Here is a 15,169-nt window from a genome sequence, read left to right on the forward strand (position 1 = left end):
CCGGTAACTACCCCACCGTCAACGCTCACGAGGGCGAAAGCCGCCAGACGCGCCAGACCCACAGGTCATCGGAGTGACCTGTGGGTCTGACAGCGTGGCGGAGGGAGGCGGTCAGCCGGGCGGGCGGCGCACCACCGTGCGGCTCAGCGTTCCCGTGAGCAGGGAGTAGACGGCGGAGCCGATGACGATCCAGACGATCGCCGCGAGGATGGCGGGCACGAGCTCGAACTGGCCCGCGAACGGCACGGCGGCCAGGATCACGGTGCCGAGCCCGACCACCCAGCCGAAGAAGGACCGGGGGCGTGGTGTGCTCATGACGAGGAGGTAGAGCACCGCCGCCGCGCCGAGCGCGAAGAGGGCGCCCGCCACGACCCAGGCCATCAGGTCGGAGCCGGTGCCGAACAGGTCGGCCTGCGCCCGGATCTCGAGGTTGAACACCTCCTCGAGCACGAAGTGCGCCGCCAGGCCGATGAGCGCGGCCACGAGGGTCGTCGCCAGCGCTCCCGCCCAGAACCGGCCGACCTCGAGGCCGAGGCGGGGGTTCTCGGTGCCGGACGTCACGGGCTGGACCGCCCCGCCGTCGGGCGGCTGTCCCACCGGTTGGGTCGGCGTCCCGGGAGTCTGCGCCGGCGGCGGATAGGCCGGCGGCGGCTGCTCCCCGTAGTCAGCGTCATAGGGGCGGTTCGGGTCACTCATCGCGGTACCTCCCGGTTGTGAGCCCTATGTCCACTCCACCACGGATCGGCGCGCACCGCACGGCGCAGAGCGGTCCGGGCCCGGCGTCGTACGCCGGGCCCGGCCGTCGTGCTCCCGCTCCTCGTCGTCCGTGGTCAGCCCACGCCCTGCAGGTCCAGCACCAGGCCCTTGACGGCGGTCGCCGGGACCTGGCCGGCGTCGTCGTCGACCCAGCGTGCGACGGACGACGGCACCTCCGCGTCCGAGCACAGCACGAGCGGCGTGTCCGCCGACGAGTCGGGCAGCCGGCCGTGCGTCCCGCGCACGTACGACGCGTCGAGCGGGGTGGTGCTCATCGCGTACCGCAGGCCCAGCTTCTTGCGCACCAGGTTCATGCCGGCCTTCGCCTTGGCGAGCGGGTCGGCGGGGTTGAAGAACAGCTCGGCGGGGTCGTACCCGGGCTTGCGGTGGATGTCGACGCCGCGTGCGAACTCGGGCGCGCGGTCGTCGTCGAGCCAGTAGTAGTACGTGAACCACGCACCCGGCTCGGCTACGACGACCAGCTCGCCCGCCCGCTCGTGGTCCAGGCCGCACTTCGCCTGCGCCTCGCGGTCGAGCACCTCGTCGACGCCGGGCACGCCCCGCAGCAGGTCCGCCACCCGGGTCACGTCCGACGGGTCGTCGACGTACACGTGCGCCACCTGGTGGTCGGCGACGGCGAACGCGCGCGACGTCCACGGGTCGAGCTGCTCGCGGCCGTCCTGCGTGTAGACCTCGAGATAGCCCTCGCGCCGCAGCAGCCGGTTGATGTCCACCGGCTGGTTCGCGGGCCCGATGCCGTACTCCGAGACCGCCACGACGGTGATGCCCGCCGCCGCGGCGTCGTCCAGCAGGGGCGTCAGGGCGGCATCGAGGTCGGCCGCTGCCCGGTCGGCCTCGGGCGAGTTGGGCCCGAAGCGCTGCAGGTCGTAGTCGAGGTGCGGCACGTATGCCGTCGTGAGCTGGGACTTCCGGGTGCGCAGCAGGTGCCGGGTCACGTTCACGATCCACCGGGTGGACGCGATCGACGCTGTCGGACCCCAGTACTGGAACAGCGGGAAGTCGCCGAACCGGCCGATCAGGTCGTCGTGCATCGTGGCCGGCCGGATGTACCCGTCCGGCGACTTGCGGCCGTCGGCGTGGTAGATCGGTCGGGGAGTGATCGTGAGGTCGGTGGTCATGCCCATCGCATACCACCAGCACACGTTGTCGGCCCGGTACGCCGCGTCGTGGCGGCGAGCGGTCTCCCAGACCTTCTCGCCCGCGACGAGCTTGTTGTGCTGGCGCCAGAGGTAGACGTCGCCCAGCTCGCGGAAGTACCACCCGTTGCCGACGATCCCGTGCTGCGCCGGCATCAGGCCGGTGAGCATCGTCGACTGCACGCTGCAGGTCACGGCGGGCAGCACGGTGGCGAGCTCGGACTGCCAGCCTGACGCGGCAAGCCGCCGGAGGCGCGGCATGTGGGTGAGGGCGCGGGCGGTGAGCCCGACGACGTCGAGCAGCAGGACGGGTCTCATGCTTCGGTTCCTTCCGTGGTGGCTCCGGCGGGTACGTTCCCGGCCCCCTCGTGGCCGGTCGGCAGCTCGTTCAGCAGGTGCTTGCGGGCCCACCGCAGCTCGGCCGCGATGCCGGCGACCAGGCCCGCCTCGCCCGGCGCGCCGCCGTCCACGCCGTCCGGCAGGACCGACCAGGTGTACGTCTCGACGTCGAGGTGCGCCTCGGCGCCGTGCGGTGCGGCCCGGACCGCGGCGACGGCGTCGCGCAGCACCTCGGTCGTCGCGGCGAGCGGCGCCGCGGGCTCGTGGTGCAGCGGCACGTGGAAGTGCACGCGCCACGGCCCCTCGCCCGGCAGGCCCGGCCGGCGGTCGGCGTCCCCGAGCGCCACGGGCAGGTCGTCGGACGCCAGCACGTCGCCCGCCGCCGTCAGCTCGCGCACCTGGTGCAGGTAGCGCTGCTCGACGAACTGGCCGACGGCGTCCCGCGCACCGGCTGCGGACAGGTCCGCGACCTCCAGCGCGGCGGACGCCTGCACCTTGACCACGCGCAGGCCGGCGTCCGTGATCCGGCGGACGGCGCCCGCCGGGTCGGCGAACGAGACGGCCAGGTGGCAGGTGTCCAGGCAGACGCCGATGTACTCGGGATCGATCCGCCGGTCGGCCGGCCACTCGGGCCCGGTGCGCGCGGCGAGCCACGCGACGACGTCGTCCACCGTGTCGAGCACGCACCCCGGCTCGGGCTCGACGGCGATGCGCACGGTGCGGCCGGTGCGCTGCTCCAGCTCGCGCAGCTCCGCGGACAGCGTGGCGAAGGCCTTGGTCGCCTCGTCGTCGTCCGCACGGGTCCAGGGAGCGCGCCACGCCAGCGGCAACGTCGAGATCGACCCGGCCGCGCCGTCGGGCAGCAGGTCGGCCAGCACCCGGGCGCACGCGAGCACGTAGTCGAGGCGAGCCCGCTCCGCCCAGGTGGGGGAGTACACGGCGAGCTTGACCACCTCGCGGTGGAAACCGCCGTACGGGAAGGCGTTCAGCGTGTGCACCTGGAGCCGGTGCTCGGCGAGCGCCGCCCGCAGCCGCGCGCGGTCCTCGGCGGAGGCGTCCAGGCGGTGCGCCACCTCGGCGGGCAGCCACAGCCCCACGCCGAGCGTGTCGAGGCCCGCGGCCTCGCGCACCGGGCCGGAGTACCGGGCGAGCTGGTCGATCACGCCGTCGAGGTCCTCGGCGGGGTGCACGTTGGTGCAGTAGGAGAGCAGCATCGTCAGATCCCCCTCAGGCTCGCGCGCCGCGGAGCACGGACGAGCCCTCGAACTCGACGCCCGGTGTGGGCGGGGCGCCCTCGGTGAACCCCGGTACCGGGTCCAGCACGAGATTGCCCGACTGCCCGTAGAACGCGACCGGGTTGCGCCACAGCACCTGGTCGACGTCGTCCTCGCTGTAGCCCGCGGCGAGCATCGCGTGCCCCGTCTTGGCGGTCTTGAGCGGGTCGGAGCGGCCCCAGTCGGCGGCGGAGTTCACGATCATGCGCTCGGTGCCGAACTCCTGCAGGATCGCGACCATGCGGTCCTCGTCCATCTTGGTGTCGGGGTAGATCGAGAACCCGGCCCACGCTCCGGCGTCGCGCACGAGGGCGACGTTGGTCTCGTTCAGGTGGTCCACCAGCACCTGCTCGGGCGGCAGGCCGGACTCGGCGACGACGTCGAGCGTGCGCCGCGTCCCGGCGAGCTTGTCGCGGTGCGGGGTGTGCACGAGGACGGGCAGCTCGGCCTCGCGGGCCATCTGCAGCTGCGCGGCGAACACCTCGTCCTCCTCGGGTGTCATCGAGTCGTAGCCGACCTCGCCCACGGCGACGACACCGTCCTTGAGCAGGTAGCGAGGTACCTCGGCGAGGACCTCGCGGCAGCGCGGGTCGTTCGCCTCCTTGGGGTTGAGCGCGATGGTCGCGTGGTGCCGGATGCCGAACTGCGCGGCCCGGAACCTCTCCCAGCCCAGCAGGGAGTCGAAGTAGTCGGTGAACGAGCCGACGCCGGTGCGGGGCTGGCCCAGCCAGAACGCGGGCTCGACGACGACGCGCACCCCCGAGGCGTACATGGCCTCGTAGTCGTCGGTGGTGCGGCTCGTCATGTGGATGTGCGGGTCGAGGATGCGCATCGTCACTCCTTCGTGCTGCTGAGCGGGTGGCTGCTGAGCGGGGGGCTCGTGAGCCGGTCAAGATCGGTGGGCACGGAGCGGCCGGCCGCGCGGCGCTCCGTGGCGAAGTCGCGGGCCATGCGGTCGAGCTCGTCGTCGGCCCGGGCCTCGAGGTCGCTCGCGGCCTCGAGGCTCACGCCCTGGAACACGAGCTTGAGGATCGCGTGCCGCCAGGTGTGCTGGTCCAGGTGCCGGGAGCCGAACGGGCCGACCGCGGCCGCGACGAGGCTCGGGTCGTTGGTGCGCAGCGCGTCGGCGGCCAGGTCGAGACCGGCGGCGACCGTTGGGTCCGAGCCGGTGTCGGTGTCGGTACTCGAATCGGTATCGGTATCGGTATCGGTATCGGTATCGGTATCGGCGCGGCCGAGGTCGCCCCGTTCCGTCAGCGCGTCGAGGCCCCGCAGCACCCCGCGTCGCTCCGCGGCGTCGCCCTGCCGGTAGAGGGACACCAGCCGGTCGGCGCAGTCCTGGCCGGTGCCCACGGCGTCGGCGAGCGCGACCACCAGGGCGGCACGGGCGGCGTCGTCGAGGGTGCCGTGGACGACGCCGGCCGGGTCGACGTCGGGCCGCAGCGGCGCTCGGCCCACGCGGCGGGCGGCGAACGCGAAGGCCCGGCTGATGCTGTCCGGGTCACGGGCGACCTCGGCGCGAGCCTCCGTGAGCCAGCCCGAACCGGGCTGGTCGTCCGGCCCGGTGGTCGCGTCGGTGGAGCTGTGGGGGGTCATCACCCGGTCCTTTCGCCGGTCGGTGCGCCGATGACGGTGGCCCACGCCCGCATCAGCGCGGTGCGGCTGTCGAGGGCGAGCCGGGGCGCGTCGTGGGAGTGGCGGGGCAGCTCGACGGCGGCGACGCCCGTGTAGCCGACGTCGGCCAGCGTGGCGAGCACCATCGGGAGGTCGATGCTGCCCTCGCCGAAGGGCCGGTGCTCGTGGTGCGTGCGGGGCATGTCGTCGAGCTGCACGTTGCTCAGGTAGGGCGCGGCGGCGCGGAGCGCCCCCTCGACCCCCTCGGGCTCCACGACCAGGCAGTGCCCGACGTCGACGGTGATCCCGAGCTCTGGCGGCGTACCGACGTCGGAGAGGAGCCGCAGGGCGTCGTCGACCGTCTCGACCAGCATGCCCGGCTCGGGCTCGACCGCGAGCCGTACGCCGCGCTCCCCGGCGTACTCGACCAGCGCCGGGATGCGGTCGCGCAACCGGGCCCAGCCGTCGGCGGGCGCGGCGTCGGCCGGCAGGATCCCCGAGAAGAACGAGACGCAGCGGGCATCGAGCTCCGCGGCGACCTCGATCGCGCGCTCGAGGAAGCGCATGCGCAGGGCGGCGTCCCGGTCCACGAGCGTGGGCCGGTGCTTGTGCAGCGGGTCCAGCAGGTACCGGGTGCCCGTCTCCACGACCACCGCGGCTCCGGTGCCGCCGCGCATCCGCCCGAGGTGGGCGCGCAGGGCCGTGACGTCGTCGCCGGCCAGCGGAGCGAACGGGTCGAGGTGCGGGAACCCGAGCGTGAGCGCCACCGCGTCGTACCCGACGTCGTCCAGCACGTCGAGCGCCGTGTGCAGGGGGTGGTCGCCGAATCCGTTGGTGCCGTAGCCCAGCAGGAACGGAGGTTTCACGTGATGCTCACCCCTGCCTTGCCGCGGGCGCGGCCCAGCAGCCGCAGCCCGTGCCCGACGGCGGCGACGCCGGCCAGGAGCGCTGCCGTGCCGAGGCCTCCCGAGCGGGCCGCCCAGGTGGCCTGGAGCGGAACCATCGCCTGGATCCCGGACCGGGTGGCGGTCCGGGCGTTCGCGGCCGTCGGCCGGGCCGCCGCGCGCACCTGTGCGGGCAGGCAGGCCGCGGCGTACGTGCCGGCGGCAGCGACGGTGGTCCAGCGGACGGCGGACCGGCGGCGGCCAGCGGTCGTCGAGCCGGCGGCCGGTGCGGTGGCCGCCGCCGCTGCCGCGCCCGCGAGGGTCCCGGCGGCGACACCACCCGCGACCTGTGCCGTCGTGCCGTGCACCTCGCCGCGGGAGAGCACGGTGACGCCGAGCGTGTGGGCGGCGAGGCCCGCGGCGGCCGGGAGAGCGGAGCTCAGCTGTCCGGGTGTCGCACCGAGCAGCACGTCGAGGCCGCGGCACGCGGCCATGACGAACGGACCGGTCGGGTGATCCTTCGCGACCAGGTCGTAGGTCCAGACGCAGGCGGCGAGCGGCAGCGCTACGGCGATTGCCCGCCGTCCTCCCGCGATGCCCGCCGCCGCCACGCCCCCGGCGGTCAGCGCGGCGCCGACCGCGAGCGCGCCCCGCGGCGTCACCCGGCCCGAGGGGATGGGTCGTTCGGGACGTTCGGTGGCATCGAGGTGCCGGTCGGCGTAGTCGTTCAGGGCCATGCCGCCGAGATAGAGGCAGGCCGAGGCGACCGGCAGCAGGGCGTGGCGGCCGCGGAGCGGGATCGAGGTGCCGGCCCGGGCGGCGGCCAGGCCCGCCAGGGAGTCGCCGACGACGCTCAGGGCGGCCGGTGCGCGGACCAGCTCGGCGAGGTCGCCGAGGCTGGGCGCCGGTGTGCGGGCCGCGGCCCCGGGGTGGGCCGGCGGCGTCACGGACGACGCATCGTGGAGCGGGGGGTCGAACCGGGGTCTGAACCGGGGTTGATCCGACCGAGAGGTCATGGCTGGACCTGCGCCGCGGCGCTACGGACCCAGCCCTCGAGCGCGCGGGACTGCTCGGCGGCGTCGTGCACGTCGGAGCCCCACGGGTCCTTGAAGAAGAAGCCCAGCTCGGGCACCGGCCCGCTGATCCCGGCGGCGTGGGCGAGCGCGAGCAGACGGGCGAGGTCGAGGACGAGCGGCGCGGCGAGCATCGAGTCGTGCGCGCTCCAGGTGGTCTGGAGGGTGAGCCGCGAACCGAGGAAACCCTCGACGTGCACGTGGTCCCAGGCGACCTTGATGTCGCCGAGGTCCGGCACGTTGTCGATGTGCAGGGGCGTGATGTCACTGCCGGTCAGCGCTGTCAGTCCGCGCGTCTTGGAGGACAGCTTGCTGCGCACGGCCTCGGGGTCGGCCAGGGTGGCGCCGTCACCACCGCCGAGCAGGTTGGTCCCTGCCCACGACAGCACCTTCAGGTTGCGTGCGGCGAACGCGGGCGCCATGACGGTGCGGAGCCACGTCTGCCCTGTCTTGCCGTCCTGTCCGGCGACGGGGATGCCGCGCTCGCGGGCGAGCTGGGCCAGGGCGGGCAGGCCCATGCCCGCCGACGGCGTGAAGGCGGCGTACGCGGCTCCGGCAAGGATCGCCGCGTACGCCGAGACGGAGGATGCCGGCAGCACGGCACGCGCGGGGTCGGTCAGCGCGGTGAGCAGGGCTGCGGGATCGTCGTGCTCGGGGGCGAGGTCGACGGGCGGCTCGGTCGAGGAGAGGTCGACCACCACGACCCGGGCCAGTGCGTGCCGGTCACGGAACGACGTGATGTCGGCGGCGAGGCGCTCGGCGGAGGCCTGCTGGGACTCGCCGCCCGGCCCCCCGTGCGGGTCGTAGCCGGGGCGCACCTCGGCGTCGGCGCGCTCGAGGGCGTCGTGCGCGGCGGCGAACAGCCGCGGCGGGACCATCCCGGTCTCGACCAGGCACTCCGCGCGCTTCGTCATGGTGACGGAGGAGATGTCGTGCCCACCCACCACGAGGTCGGTGAACTCTGGCAGGCCCGCGGACGTGAACGGCTCCTGCGCGGTGACACAGCCGGTCGGCGGTGCCTGTCCCTCGGCAATGGCGGCTAGGCCTAGTGTTGCCGTACTGGCCACGGAGCCACGGGCCCCGACGAACCAGATTCCTGTACGTTCTGCGGCACGGTGGCGTGCCGAGGCGTTCTGCATCATCGCTCCCCGGATCGACGTCGTCGTCCGGAGCAACCTATCCCGGACTTATGTCGATTAGCAAACAAAAGTTCAAAGATCTTTGCAAGAAGCGAGATCGTCGTCACACGGCCGGAGTTTCTCCGCCGCCGAGGCTCCGGCGGCGGGCTCGGGCGCCCAGATCTGGACACCACTACCGTGACCCGCCCTGCTGTGGCACGATGACCGGCATGACGACCCCGCGCTCCACCCCGCGACAGGTGATCATCATTTCGTAGCGCGTCCGGCGACACCCCACCGGACGCGCAGACCTTCCACACTCGGAAGGTCTTTTTTGTTGGCCTGAAGATTCCAGCTCGGCCACATCGCCAGACACATCGTTGGGAGCATCGATGACCACCCCCTCGTTCCAGGTGTACGACACGACGTTGCGCGACGGCGCGCAGCAGGAGGGCATGAGCCTCTCCGTCTCCGACAAGCTCGCCATCGCGGCTCTCCTCGACGAGCTCGGTGTCGGCTACATCGAGGGCGGCTGGCCTGGTGCGGTACCCAAGGACACCGACTTCTTCGCCCGCGCCGCCACCGAGCTGACGCTCAAGAACGCCGTGCTCGCGGCGTTCGGCGCGACCCGGCGGGCGGGCGTCCGCGCGGGCGACGACCCGCAGGTGCGGGCCCTGCTCGACGCCGCGACGCCGGTCGTGACGCTCGTGGCCAAGTCGGACGTGCGGCACGTGGAGCGCGCGCTGAAGACGACCCGTGCCGAGAACCTCGCGATGATCACCGACACCGTGGCCTACCTCGTCGCCGAGGGGCGCCGGGTGGTGCTCGACGCCGAGCACTTCTTCGACGGCTACCGGCACGACCCCGAGTACGCGACCAACGCCGTCACCGCCGCGTTCGAGGCCGGCGCCGAGGTGGTCACCCTCTGCGACACCAACGGCGGCATGCTGCCGACCTGGATCAGCGAGGTGGTCGGCGAGCTGCGGGCCGCGACCTCCATGGGGTCGGGACAGCTGCTCGGCGTGCACGCGCACAACGACAGCGGCTGCGCCGTGGCGAACTCGCTCGCCGCCGTCGAGGCGGGTGCCACCCACGTGCAGGGCACGGTCAACGGGTACGGCGAGCGCACCGGCAACGCCGACCTCGTCACGGTCGTCGCCAACCTCGAGCTGAAGGGCGGCATGTCGCTCCTGGCCGACGACGGCCTGCGGGAGGCCGCCCGGATCTCGCACGCGATCAGCGAGATCACGAACATCTCGCCGTTCGCCCGGCAGCCGTACGTCGGGGCGAGCGCGTTCGCCCACAAGGGTGGGCTGCACGCCAGCGCCATCCGGGTGGACCCGGACATGTACCAGCACACCGACCCCACCCTCGTCGGCAACGACATGCGCATGCTCGTCTCCGACATGGCGGGGCGGGCCTCGGTCGAGCTCAAGGGCCGCGAGCTGGGCTTCGACCTCGCCGGTCAGGGTGAGCTGCTGTCCCGGGTGACCAACCGGGTGAAGGACGACGAGGCGGCCGGCTACACCTATGAGGCGGCCGACGCGTCGTTCGAGCTCCTGCTGCGGTCGGAGCTGGGTGGCCGTCCGGAGTTCTACACGGTCGAGTCGTGGCGCACCATCATCGAGACCGTTCCCGCGGGCGCGGCGCCGCCGGCGGTCCATGCGCCCGACGCCGACGCCGTGGCCGAGGCGACCGTCAAGATCCGGGCCGGTGGCGAGCGGATCGTGACGACGGGGGAGGGCAACGGCCCCGTCAACGCGCTGGACCAGGCGCTGCGCACGGCGCTGTCCCAGGTCTACCCGGAGCTCGCCCGGTTCGAGCTCATCGACTTCAAGGTACGCATCCTCGACACGGAGCTCGGCACCGACGCGATCACCCGGGTGCTGATCGAGACCAGCGACGGCGAGCACTCGTGGTCGACGGTCGGCGTGGGCCCGAACGTGGTGGAGGCGGCCTGGGAGGCGGTCACCGAGGCGTACGTGTACGGACTGCTGAAGTCCGGTGTGGAGCCGCGCCCTTGAGCGTGGCGAGGTGCACGGCGACTTAGCACCGCCGAGGTAGCACCGTGACCCGGTCCTACCTCGGCGGGCGGGTCAGGCGACCGGTGCGGCCGGGCGCTCCGCCGGAGGGCTGCCCAGGTCGAAGCGCTGGTCGCGCACGGCGTCGTACGTCGCCTTGATGGCGATGGACGAGCGGTCGTAGGTGCGCTGCGCGACGCGGACGAACAGGTAGTCCACGACGGTGAGCTGCGCGATACGGCTCGACATGGCCCCGACCCGGAACTGGGTCTCGCGAGCCGTGGTCGCCAGGACGACGTCGGACACGAGGCCGATCGGCGCGTCCGGGAAGTTCGTGATCGCTGCCGTGAGGGCGCCGCGCTTGCGCGCGTTCTCGAGGGCCTGGTTGGTCTCCCGCGTCTGCCCGGAGTGCGAGACGCCGATCGCCACGTTGCCCGGCTCGAGCAGGGCCGACGAGGCGAGCTGCTGGTGCGGGTCGGGAGAGGTGAACACGAACACGCCGATGCGCTGCAGCTTCATGGCGAGGTCCGCGGCGGCCAGGTTCGACGAGCCGACGCCGTAGACGTCGACCCGCTTGGCCTCGGAGATGGCCGTGGCCAACCGCTCGATCGCGTCGGTGTCGATCATGCGGGCGGTCTCTTCGATGGTGCGGGCCTCGTGGAAGGCGATCTTCGAGACGACGGCCTCGATGTCGTCGGTCTGGTTGATCTCGCCCTCGGCGATGCCAGAGCGCTCCATCTCGACCTCACGCCGACTGGTCGCCTGGGCCAGGTCGATCCGGAACTCGGGGTAGCCCGCGTAGCCGACGGCGCGACAGAACCGCACCACGGTGGCCTGTGACGTGTCCGCGTGTCCGGCAAGCTCGGTGATGGTCGACTGGACGACGGTGTTCGGGTCGTCGAGGACCGTCTGCGCCACTCTTGCCTCTGCTGGCCGCAGCGTGGGCAGTGCGCGCCTGAGTCGGACGAGGACGTCACCTGTCATGTCGCATCTCCCGGGATGGGGTGGTGGGGCTGGGGGTCGAGAACATACACCCGTACCGGGGATTCGGGCATGACGGAGCAGTGAAGGAACTGGTCAGTGGATGACCGTCGGTCACTGAAGCTCGTCACCGGGCAGGTCGGTCGCCGAGAGCTTCGCGGCGAGCACCTCCGAGGCGCCAAGGTCCGAGGGGGTGTCACGGAGCGTGTGGTGACCGTCCACCCGGACGGTGAGCCAGGGCCGGAACCCGGCCACGGACTGGGGCGTGTCGCGCAGGCGCCGGGCCAGGCGAAGCGCACCGTCGAGCGGTGAGCCGTCGCTGGGCACGAGCGAGACGTCGGGCCGGTCCTCCGAGAGCTGCTTGGTGAGCGAGACCGTCAGCGGCGACTCCTCCTGCACCAGGCGGCCGGTGGTGGAGGCGAGCGGCGGGATGCCGTTGCCCAGCGCGCTCGACAGCGTGTCGGCGAGGTGCCGGCCCGCCTGCTCGAGGATGTTGATCGAGGTCGGGTCGCCCTCGGCCGCCGCGATGATGACCTCCTGGGCCATCGAGGCGAGCTGCTTGGCGCGCTGCTCGTTCTTGTAGAACTGGTTGGGCCAGCTCTCGATGAGGCCGAACTTGGCGACGGCCGCATCCAGCAGGCGCTCCGAGGCGCCACGCTTCGCGCCGTCGTGGAAGCGGCCGGCCGCACGCAGGGCCTCGCCACCGATCCAGACGCCCGCACCGAGGTCGCCGAGCAGGTGGCCCCAGCCGTCCGCGCGGCGCCAGCGGCTCACGCCGTCGTAGCCGAACGCGACCGCACCGGTACCCACGGACAGGACGGCACCTGCGCGCCCCTTCAGCGCTCCGAGGTGGGCGGTGAGCGCGTCACCGGCGACGGCGGTGCGGTTGGTCCGCAGCTCGCGCGCCAGGATGTCGTGCACGTCGATGGGCTTCTCGACCAGCGAGGTCAGGCCGGTGATGCCGACCGCCGCAGAGGCGACGGGTGCGGTGCTGCCGTCGCTCATCCCGTGGTGGCCCATCCGGGCGGCCCACGCGTTGAAGGACTGGCACAGGGACGCGACCACGGCCGGAGCGTCGCTGCCGTGGTGGTTCACCTTGACGGCGCGGCCGTTCAGGCTGATGCGCTCGTTGCCGAATTCAGCGACAAGGCGCGAGCCACTGCCGCCTACGTCGAGAGCGACGACCCAGGCGTCGACCGCCGCTTCATCAATCCCCTGTGCGAGTTCGGACACCAGGTCATTCTGACATGAAACCAGGGCAAGGTTGTCTAAAGAGAGGAGGAAATTCTGGTCTGTTCTGCTGCGCCTTCTCGCCAAATATCGGATGTGCCCGACGCCGAGGCCGCGCCTTTCCGTACCTGGGGCGCAGCTTCGGCGTCGGACACCGTAGGCACCGTCGCCTACTGTGAACACGTGCGAGGAGAGTTCAAGGTTCCACTCGGAAAACTGGTTCGTGTCGAGACCGAGGTGGTCGAGGGCGAGGAGCCCGTCCGGCGGCTGACGAGCACGCGGGTGAGCGGGGACTTCTTCCTCGAGCCCGACGAGGCGCTGGAAGCGATGGGGGCCGCCCTCGACGGCATGCCCGCCGACGCGTCGAAGGCCCAGCTCGCCGAGGCCGTACGGGGAGCGCTGGAAGGGGCCACCGCCGTCGGTTTCGACGCCGACGCCGTGGCCGTGGCCACCCGGCGTGCGCTGGGCCATGCGACCGCGTGGGAGGACCACGAGTTCCAGGTGATCCGCACCCCGGCGGTGTCGCCGCTGCTCAACGTCGCCCTCGACCAGGTCCTGACCGGGGAGCTGGGTGCCGGGCGCCGCGGGCCGACCCTCCGGTTCTGGGAGTGGGACGAGTCCGCGGTGATCATCGGATCGTTCCAGTCCCTGAGCAACGAGGTCGACGTCGAGGGCGCGGCACGCCACGGTGCCCGCGTGATCCGGCGCATCTCCGGGGGCGGTGCCATGTTCATGGAGCCGGGCAACACCATCACGTACTCCCTGTACGTACCGGGCTCGCTCGTGGACGGGCTGAGCTTCGAACGGTCCTACGCGTTCCTGGACGACTGGGTGATCGGGGCCCTGCACGACCTCGGCATCGACGCCGCGTACGTGCCGCTCAACGACATCGCCTCGCCGGCCGGCAAGATCGCCGGCGCCGCGCAGAAGCGGCTCGCCGGGGGCGCGGTACTGCACCACGCGACGATGGCCTACGACATGGACGCCGACAAGATGACGGACGTGCTGCGGATCGGCCGCGAGAAGCTCAGCGACAAGGGCACCCGCAGCGCCAACAAGCGGGTGGACCCGCTGCGTTCCCAGACCGGGCTCGGCCGCACCGCGGTGATCGACGCGCTCGAGACGTCGTTCCGGGCGCGGTATCGCACCGTGACCGGCGAGATCACCCCCACGGAGTGGGGTCTGGCGGGCGAGCTGGTGGACTCGAAGTTCGGCACGCCGAAATGGACCGCGCGCGTTCCGTAGAACGTGTCGTGGGCCGCGCCCCGGAAGGCGTGCCATGATGGGCAATCACGGTTTGGTAACACCCCTAGCAGATAGCCCATCCCGTCAGTAATCTCCACGCAATGCCGCGTATTGGGAAGTTCATTTCTCAGGAATATCACCTGGCTACTCTCGCGGCACCGAGCGGAAGGAAGCCGAACGATGACTCGAGCGATGCGACGGCCCATGGCTGCAGCCACGGGCGCACTGCTTCTCGCGGCCACGACGGCCGCGTGCGGCGGCGGCGGGGACGGCGGCGAGACCGAGGGTGACGGCACCCTCGACGTCTGGATCATGCAGGGCACCAACCCCGAGGCCGACGGCTTCTTCGACGATGTCTCGACGGCGTTCGAGGAGCAGACCGGTGCCACGCTCAACGTCGAGTTCGTGGAGTGGGGCGATGCCCACGACCGGTTCGTGACCTCCATCGCCGGCGGCACCACTCCCGACGTCGCGGAGACCGGCACCACCTGGACCCCCGAGTTCGCCGACGCCGGCGCGCTCGCGCCGCTCGACGAGCACGTCGAGGGCGCAGGGATCGGCGACGACCTGGTCGAAGGTCTGGTCGAGGCCGGGACCTACGACGAGCAGCTCTACGGCATGCCCTGGTACGCCGGGGTGCGCTCCCTCGTCTACAACACGGAGATGTTCGACAAGGCCGGTGTCGAGCCGCCCACCACGTGGGCCGAGCTCGAGGACGCGGCAGCGGGGCTCGAGAAGGAGTACCCGGACAAGATCGCGGTGGCCGTCCCCGGCGACGCCGAGTTCACCGTCTACCCCTGGGTGTGGGGAGCAGGCGGCGAGGTCGCCACGCTGGAGGGCGACACCTGGACCTCGCACCTCGACAGCCCCGAGTCGCAGGAGGGCATCGAGTTCTGGACAGGCCTGGCCACCGAGGGCGGCTACTCGTCCGAGGGTGCCACCACCTGGCGCGAGACCGACGTGCTCGACGCGTTCGCCGCCGGTGACGTCGGCATGGCGGTCATGGGCTCGTGGACGCCCGGCGCGATCGTGGACGCCAACCCCGACATGGAGGGCAAGTTCGCGGCCGTGCCGATCCCGGGCCAGGACGGCGGCATCGCACCGTCCGTCCTGGGCGGATCGCACCTGAGCATGTTCGAGACGGCCGAGGACAAGGACCTGGCCTTCGCGTTCATCGAGATGATGACCACCGGCGAGTTCGCGCAGCAGTGGGGCGAGGAGTCGGGGTACTTCCCCGGCCAGGTCTCGCTGCTGGACGAGACGCTCGAGAGCACGGACCCGCTCGTGGCGCCGTTCGCCCAGCAGTTCGTCGAGGGCGGTGCCTCGGTGCCCGTCGCGCCGACCTACGGTGCGGTGCAGGCCAAGCTCACCACGAGCACGATGATGCAGTCGATCCTCTCCGGGGACGCGACGGTCGACGAGGCGAGCACGGCAGCCGCCGAGGAGATGACCAGCGTGCTGAACGGGTCTGAGTGAC

General features: G+C 72.1%; 13 protein-coding genes. 3 read left to right on the plus strand and 10 right to left on the minus strand.

The features are described 5' to 3' along the window. Window positions 1-111 precede the first annotated feature (111 nt). The 8 genes from ACFSL2_RS22675 to ACFSL2_RS22710 all read right to left on the minus strand — a co-directional run bounded on the left by ACFSL2_RS22675 (window position 112) and on the right by ACFSL2_RS22710 (window position 8,239). Window positions 112-696, minus strand: coding sequence for a hypothetical protein (locus ACFSL2_RS22675; protein ID WP_377200011.1), 585 nt, complete (start codon window positions 694-696; stop codon window positions 112-114). 134 nt (window positions 697-830) lie between these two features. After that, window positions 831-2,231, minus strand: coding sequence for an alkaline phosphatase family protein (locus ACFSL2_RS22680; RefSeq protein WP_377200012.1), 1,401 nt, complete (start codon window positions 2,229-2,231; stop codon window positions 831-833). Next, on the minus strand, window positions 2,228-3,466 hold the full coding sequence (eboE, locus tag ACFSL2_RS22685) for a metabolite traffic protein EboE (RefSeq protein ID WP_377200013.1): 1,239 nt from the start codon (window positions 3,464-3,466) through the stop codon (window positions 2,228-2,230). The genes ACFSL2_RS22680 and eboE overlap by 4 nt, the downstream gene beginning before the upstream one ends. A 13-nt stretch (window positions 3,467-3,479) precedes the next feature. Further along, window positions 3,480-4,358, minus strand: coding sequence for a TatD family hydrolase (locus tag ACFSL2_RS22690; RefSeq protein ID WP_377200014.1), 879 nt, complete (start codon window positions 4,356-4,358; stop codon window positions 3,480-3,482). Window positions 4,359-4,360: 2 nt separating this feature from the next. Further along, window positions 4,361-5,122 carry an EboA domain-containing protein gene (locus ACFSL2_RS22695; RefSeq protein ID WP_377200015.1) on the minus strand — a complete coding sequence of 254 codons (762 nt, stop codon included), beginning with the start codon at window positions 5,120-5,122 and terminating at the stop codon, window positions 4,361-4,363. Further along, the gene (locus tag ACFSL2_RS22700; RefSeq protein WP_377200016.1) at window positions 5,122-6,006 is read right to left on the minus strand and encodes a sugar phosphate isomerase/epimerase family protein; all 885 of its coding nucleotides are present in this window, start codon (window positions 6,004-6,006) and stop codon (window positions 5,122-5,124) included. Before ACFSL2_RS22700 ends, ACFSL2_RS22695 begins: the two co-directional genes overlap by 1 nt. After that, a complete protein-coding gene (locus tag ACFSL2_RS22705; RefSeq protein WP_377200017.1) occupies window positions 6,003-6,971 on the minus strand; it encodes an SCO3242 family prenyltransferase in 969 nt (322 codons plus the stop codon). Before ACFSL2_RS22705 ends, ACFSL2_RS22700 begins: the two co-directional genes overlap by 4 nt. A 65-nt stretch (window positions 6,972-7,036) precedes the next feature. Then, window positions 7,037-8,239, minus strand: coding sequence for an inositol-3-phosphate synthase (locus ACFSL2_RS22710; RefSeq protein ID WP_377200018.1), 1,203 nt, complete (start codon window positions 8,237-8,239; stop codon window positions 7,037-7,039). Window positions 8,240-8,607: 368 nt separating this feature from the next. Between ACFSL2_RS22710 and cimA the strand changes: the two genes are divergently transcribed. Then, complete coding sequence (gene cimA / locus ACFSL2_RS22715; protein ID WP_377200019.1) at window positions 8,608-10,239, plus strand: citramalate synthase; 1,632 nt, start codon at window positions 8,608-8,610, stop codon at window positions 10,237-10,239. Between the two features lie 72 nt (window positions 10,240-10,311). Here cimA and ACFSL2_RS22720 read toward each other — a convergent pair whose 3' ends face one another. Further along, a complete protein-coding gene (locus ACFSL2_RS22720; RefSeq protein WP_377200020.1) occupies window positions 10,312-11,220 on the minus strand; it encodes a MurR/RpiR family transcriptional regulator in 909 nt (302 codons plus the stop codon). A gap of 111 nt (window positions 11,221-11,331) precedes the next feature. After that, window positions 11,332-12,450: an N-acetylglucosamine kinase gene (locus ACFSL2_RS22725; protein ID WP_377200021.1), complete on the minus strand. Its 1,119-nt coding sequence runs from the start codon at window positions 12,448-12,450 to the stop codon at window positions 11,332-11,334. A 180-nt stretch (window positions 12,451-12,630) separates the two neighbouring features. On the opposite strand from ACFSL2_RS22725, the gene ACFSL2_RS22730 reads away from it, so the two are divergent. After that, entirely contained in the window at window positions 12,631-13,692 is a 1,062-nt protein-coding gene (locus ACFSL2_RS22730) for a lipoate--protein ligase family protein (RefSeq protein WP_377200022.1), read from the plus strand. Between the two features lie 204 nt (window positions 13,693-13,896). Further along, a complete protein-coding gene (locus ACFSL2_RS22735; RefSeq protein WP_377200023.1) occupies window positions 13,897-15,168 on the plus strand; it encodes a sugar ABC transporter substrate-binding protein in 1,272 nt (423 codons plus the stop codon). Window position 15,169: the final 1 nt, after the last annotated feature.

The organism is Promicromonospora aerolata (genome assembly GCF_042682255.1).
In the GTDB taxonomy this organism is placed as follows: domain Bacteria; phylum Actinomycetota; class Actinomycetes; order Actinomycetales; family Cellulomonadaceae; genus Promicromonospora; species Promicromonospora aerolata.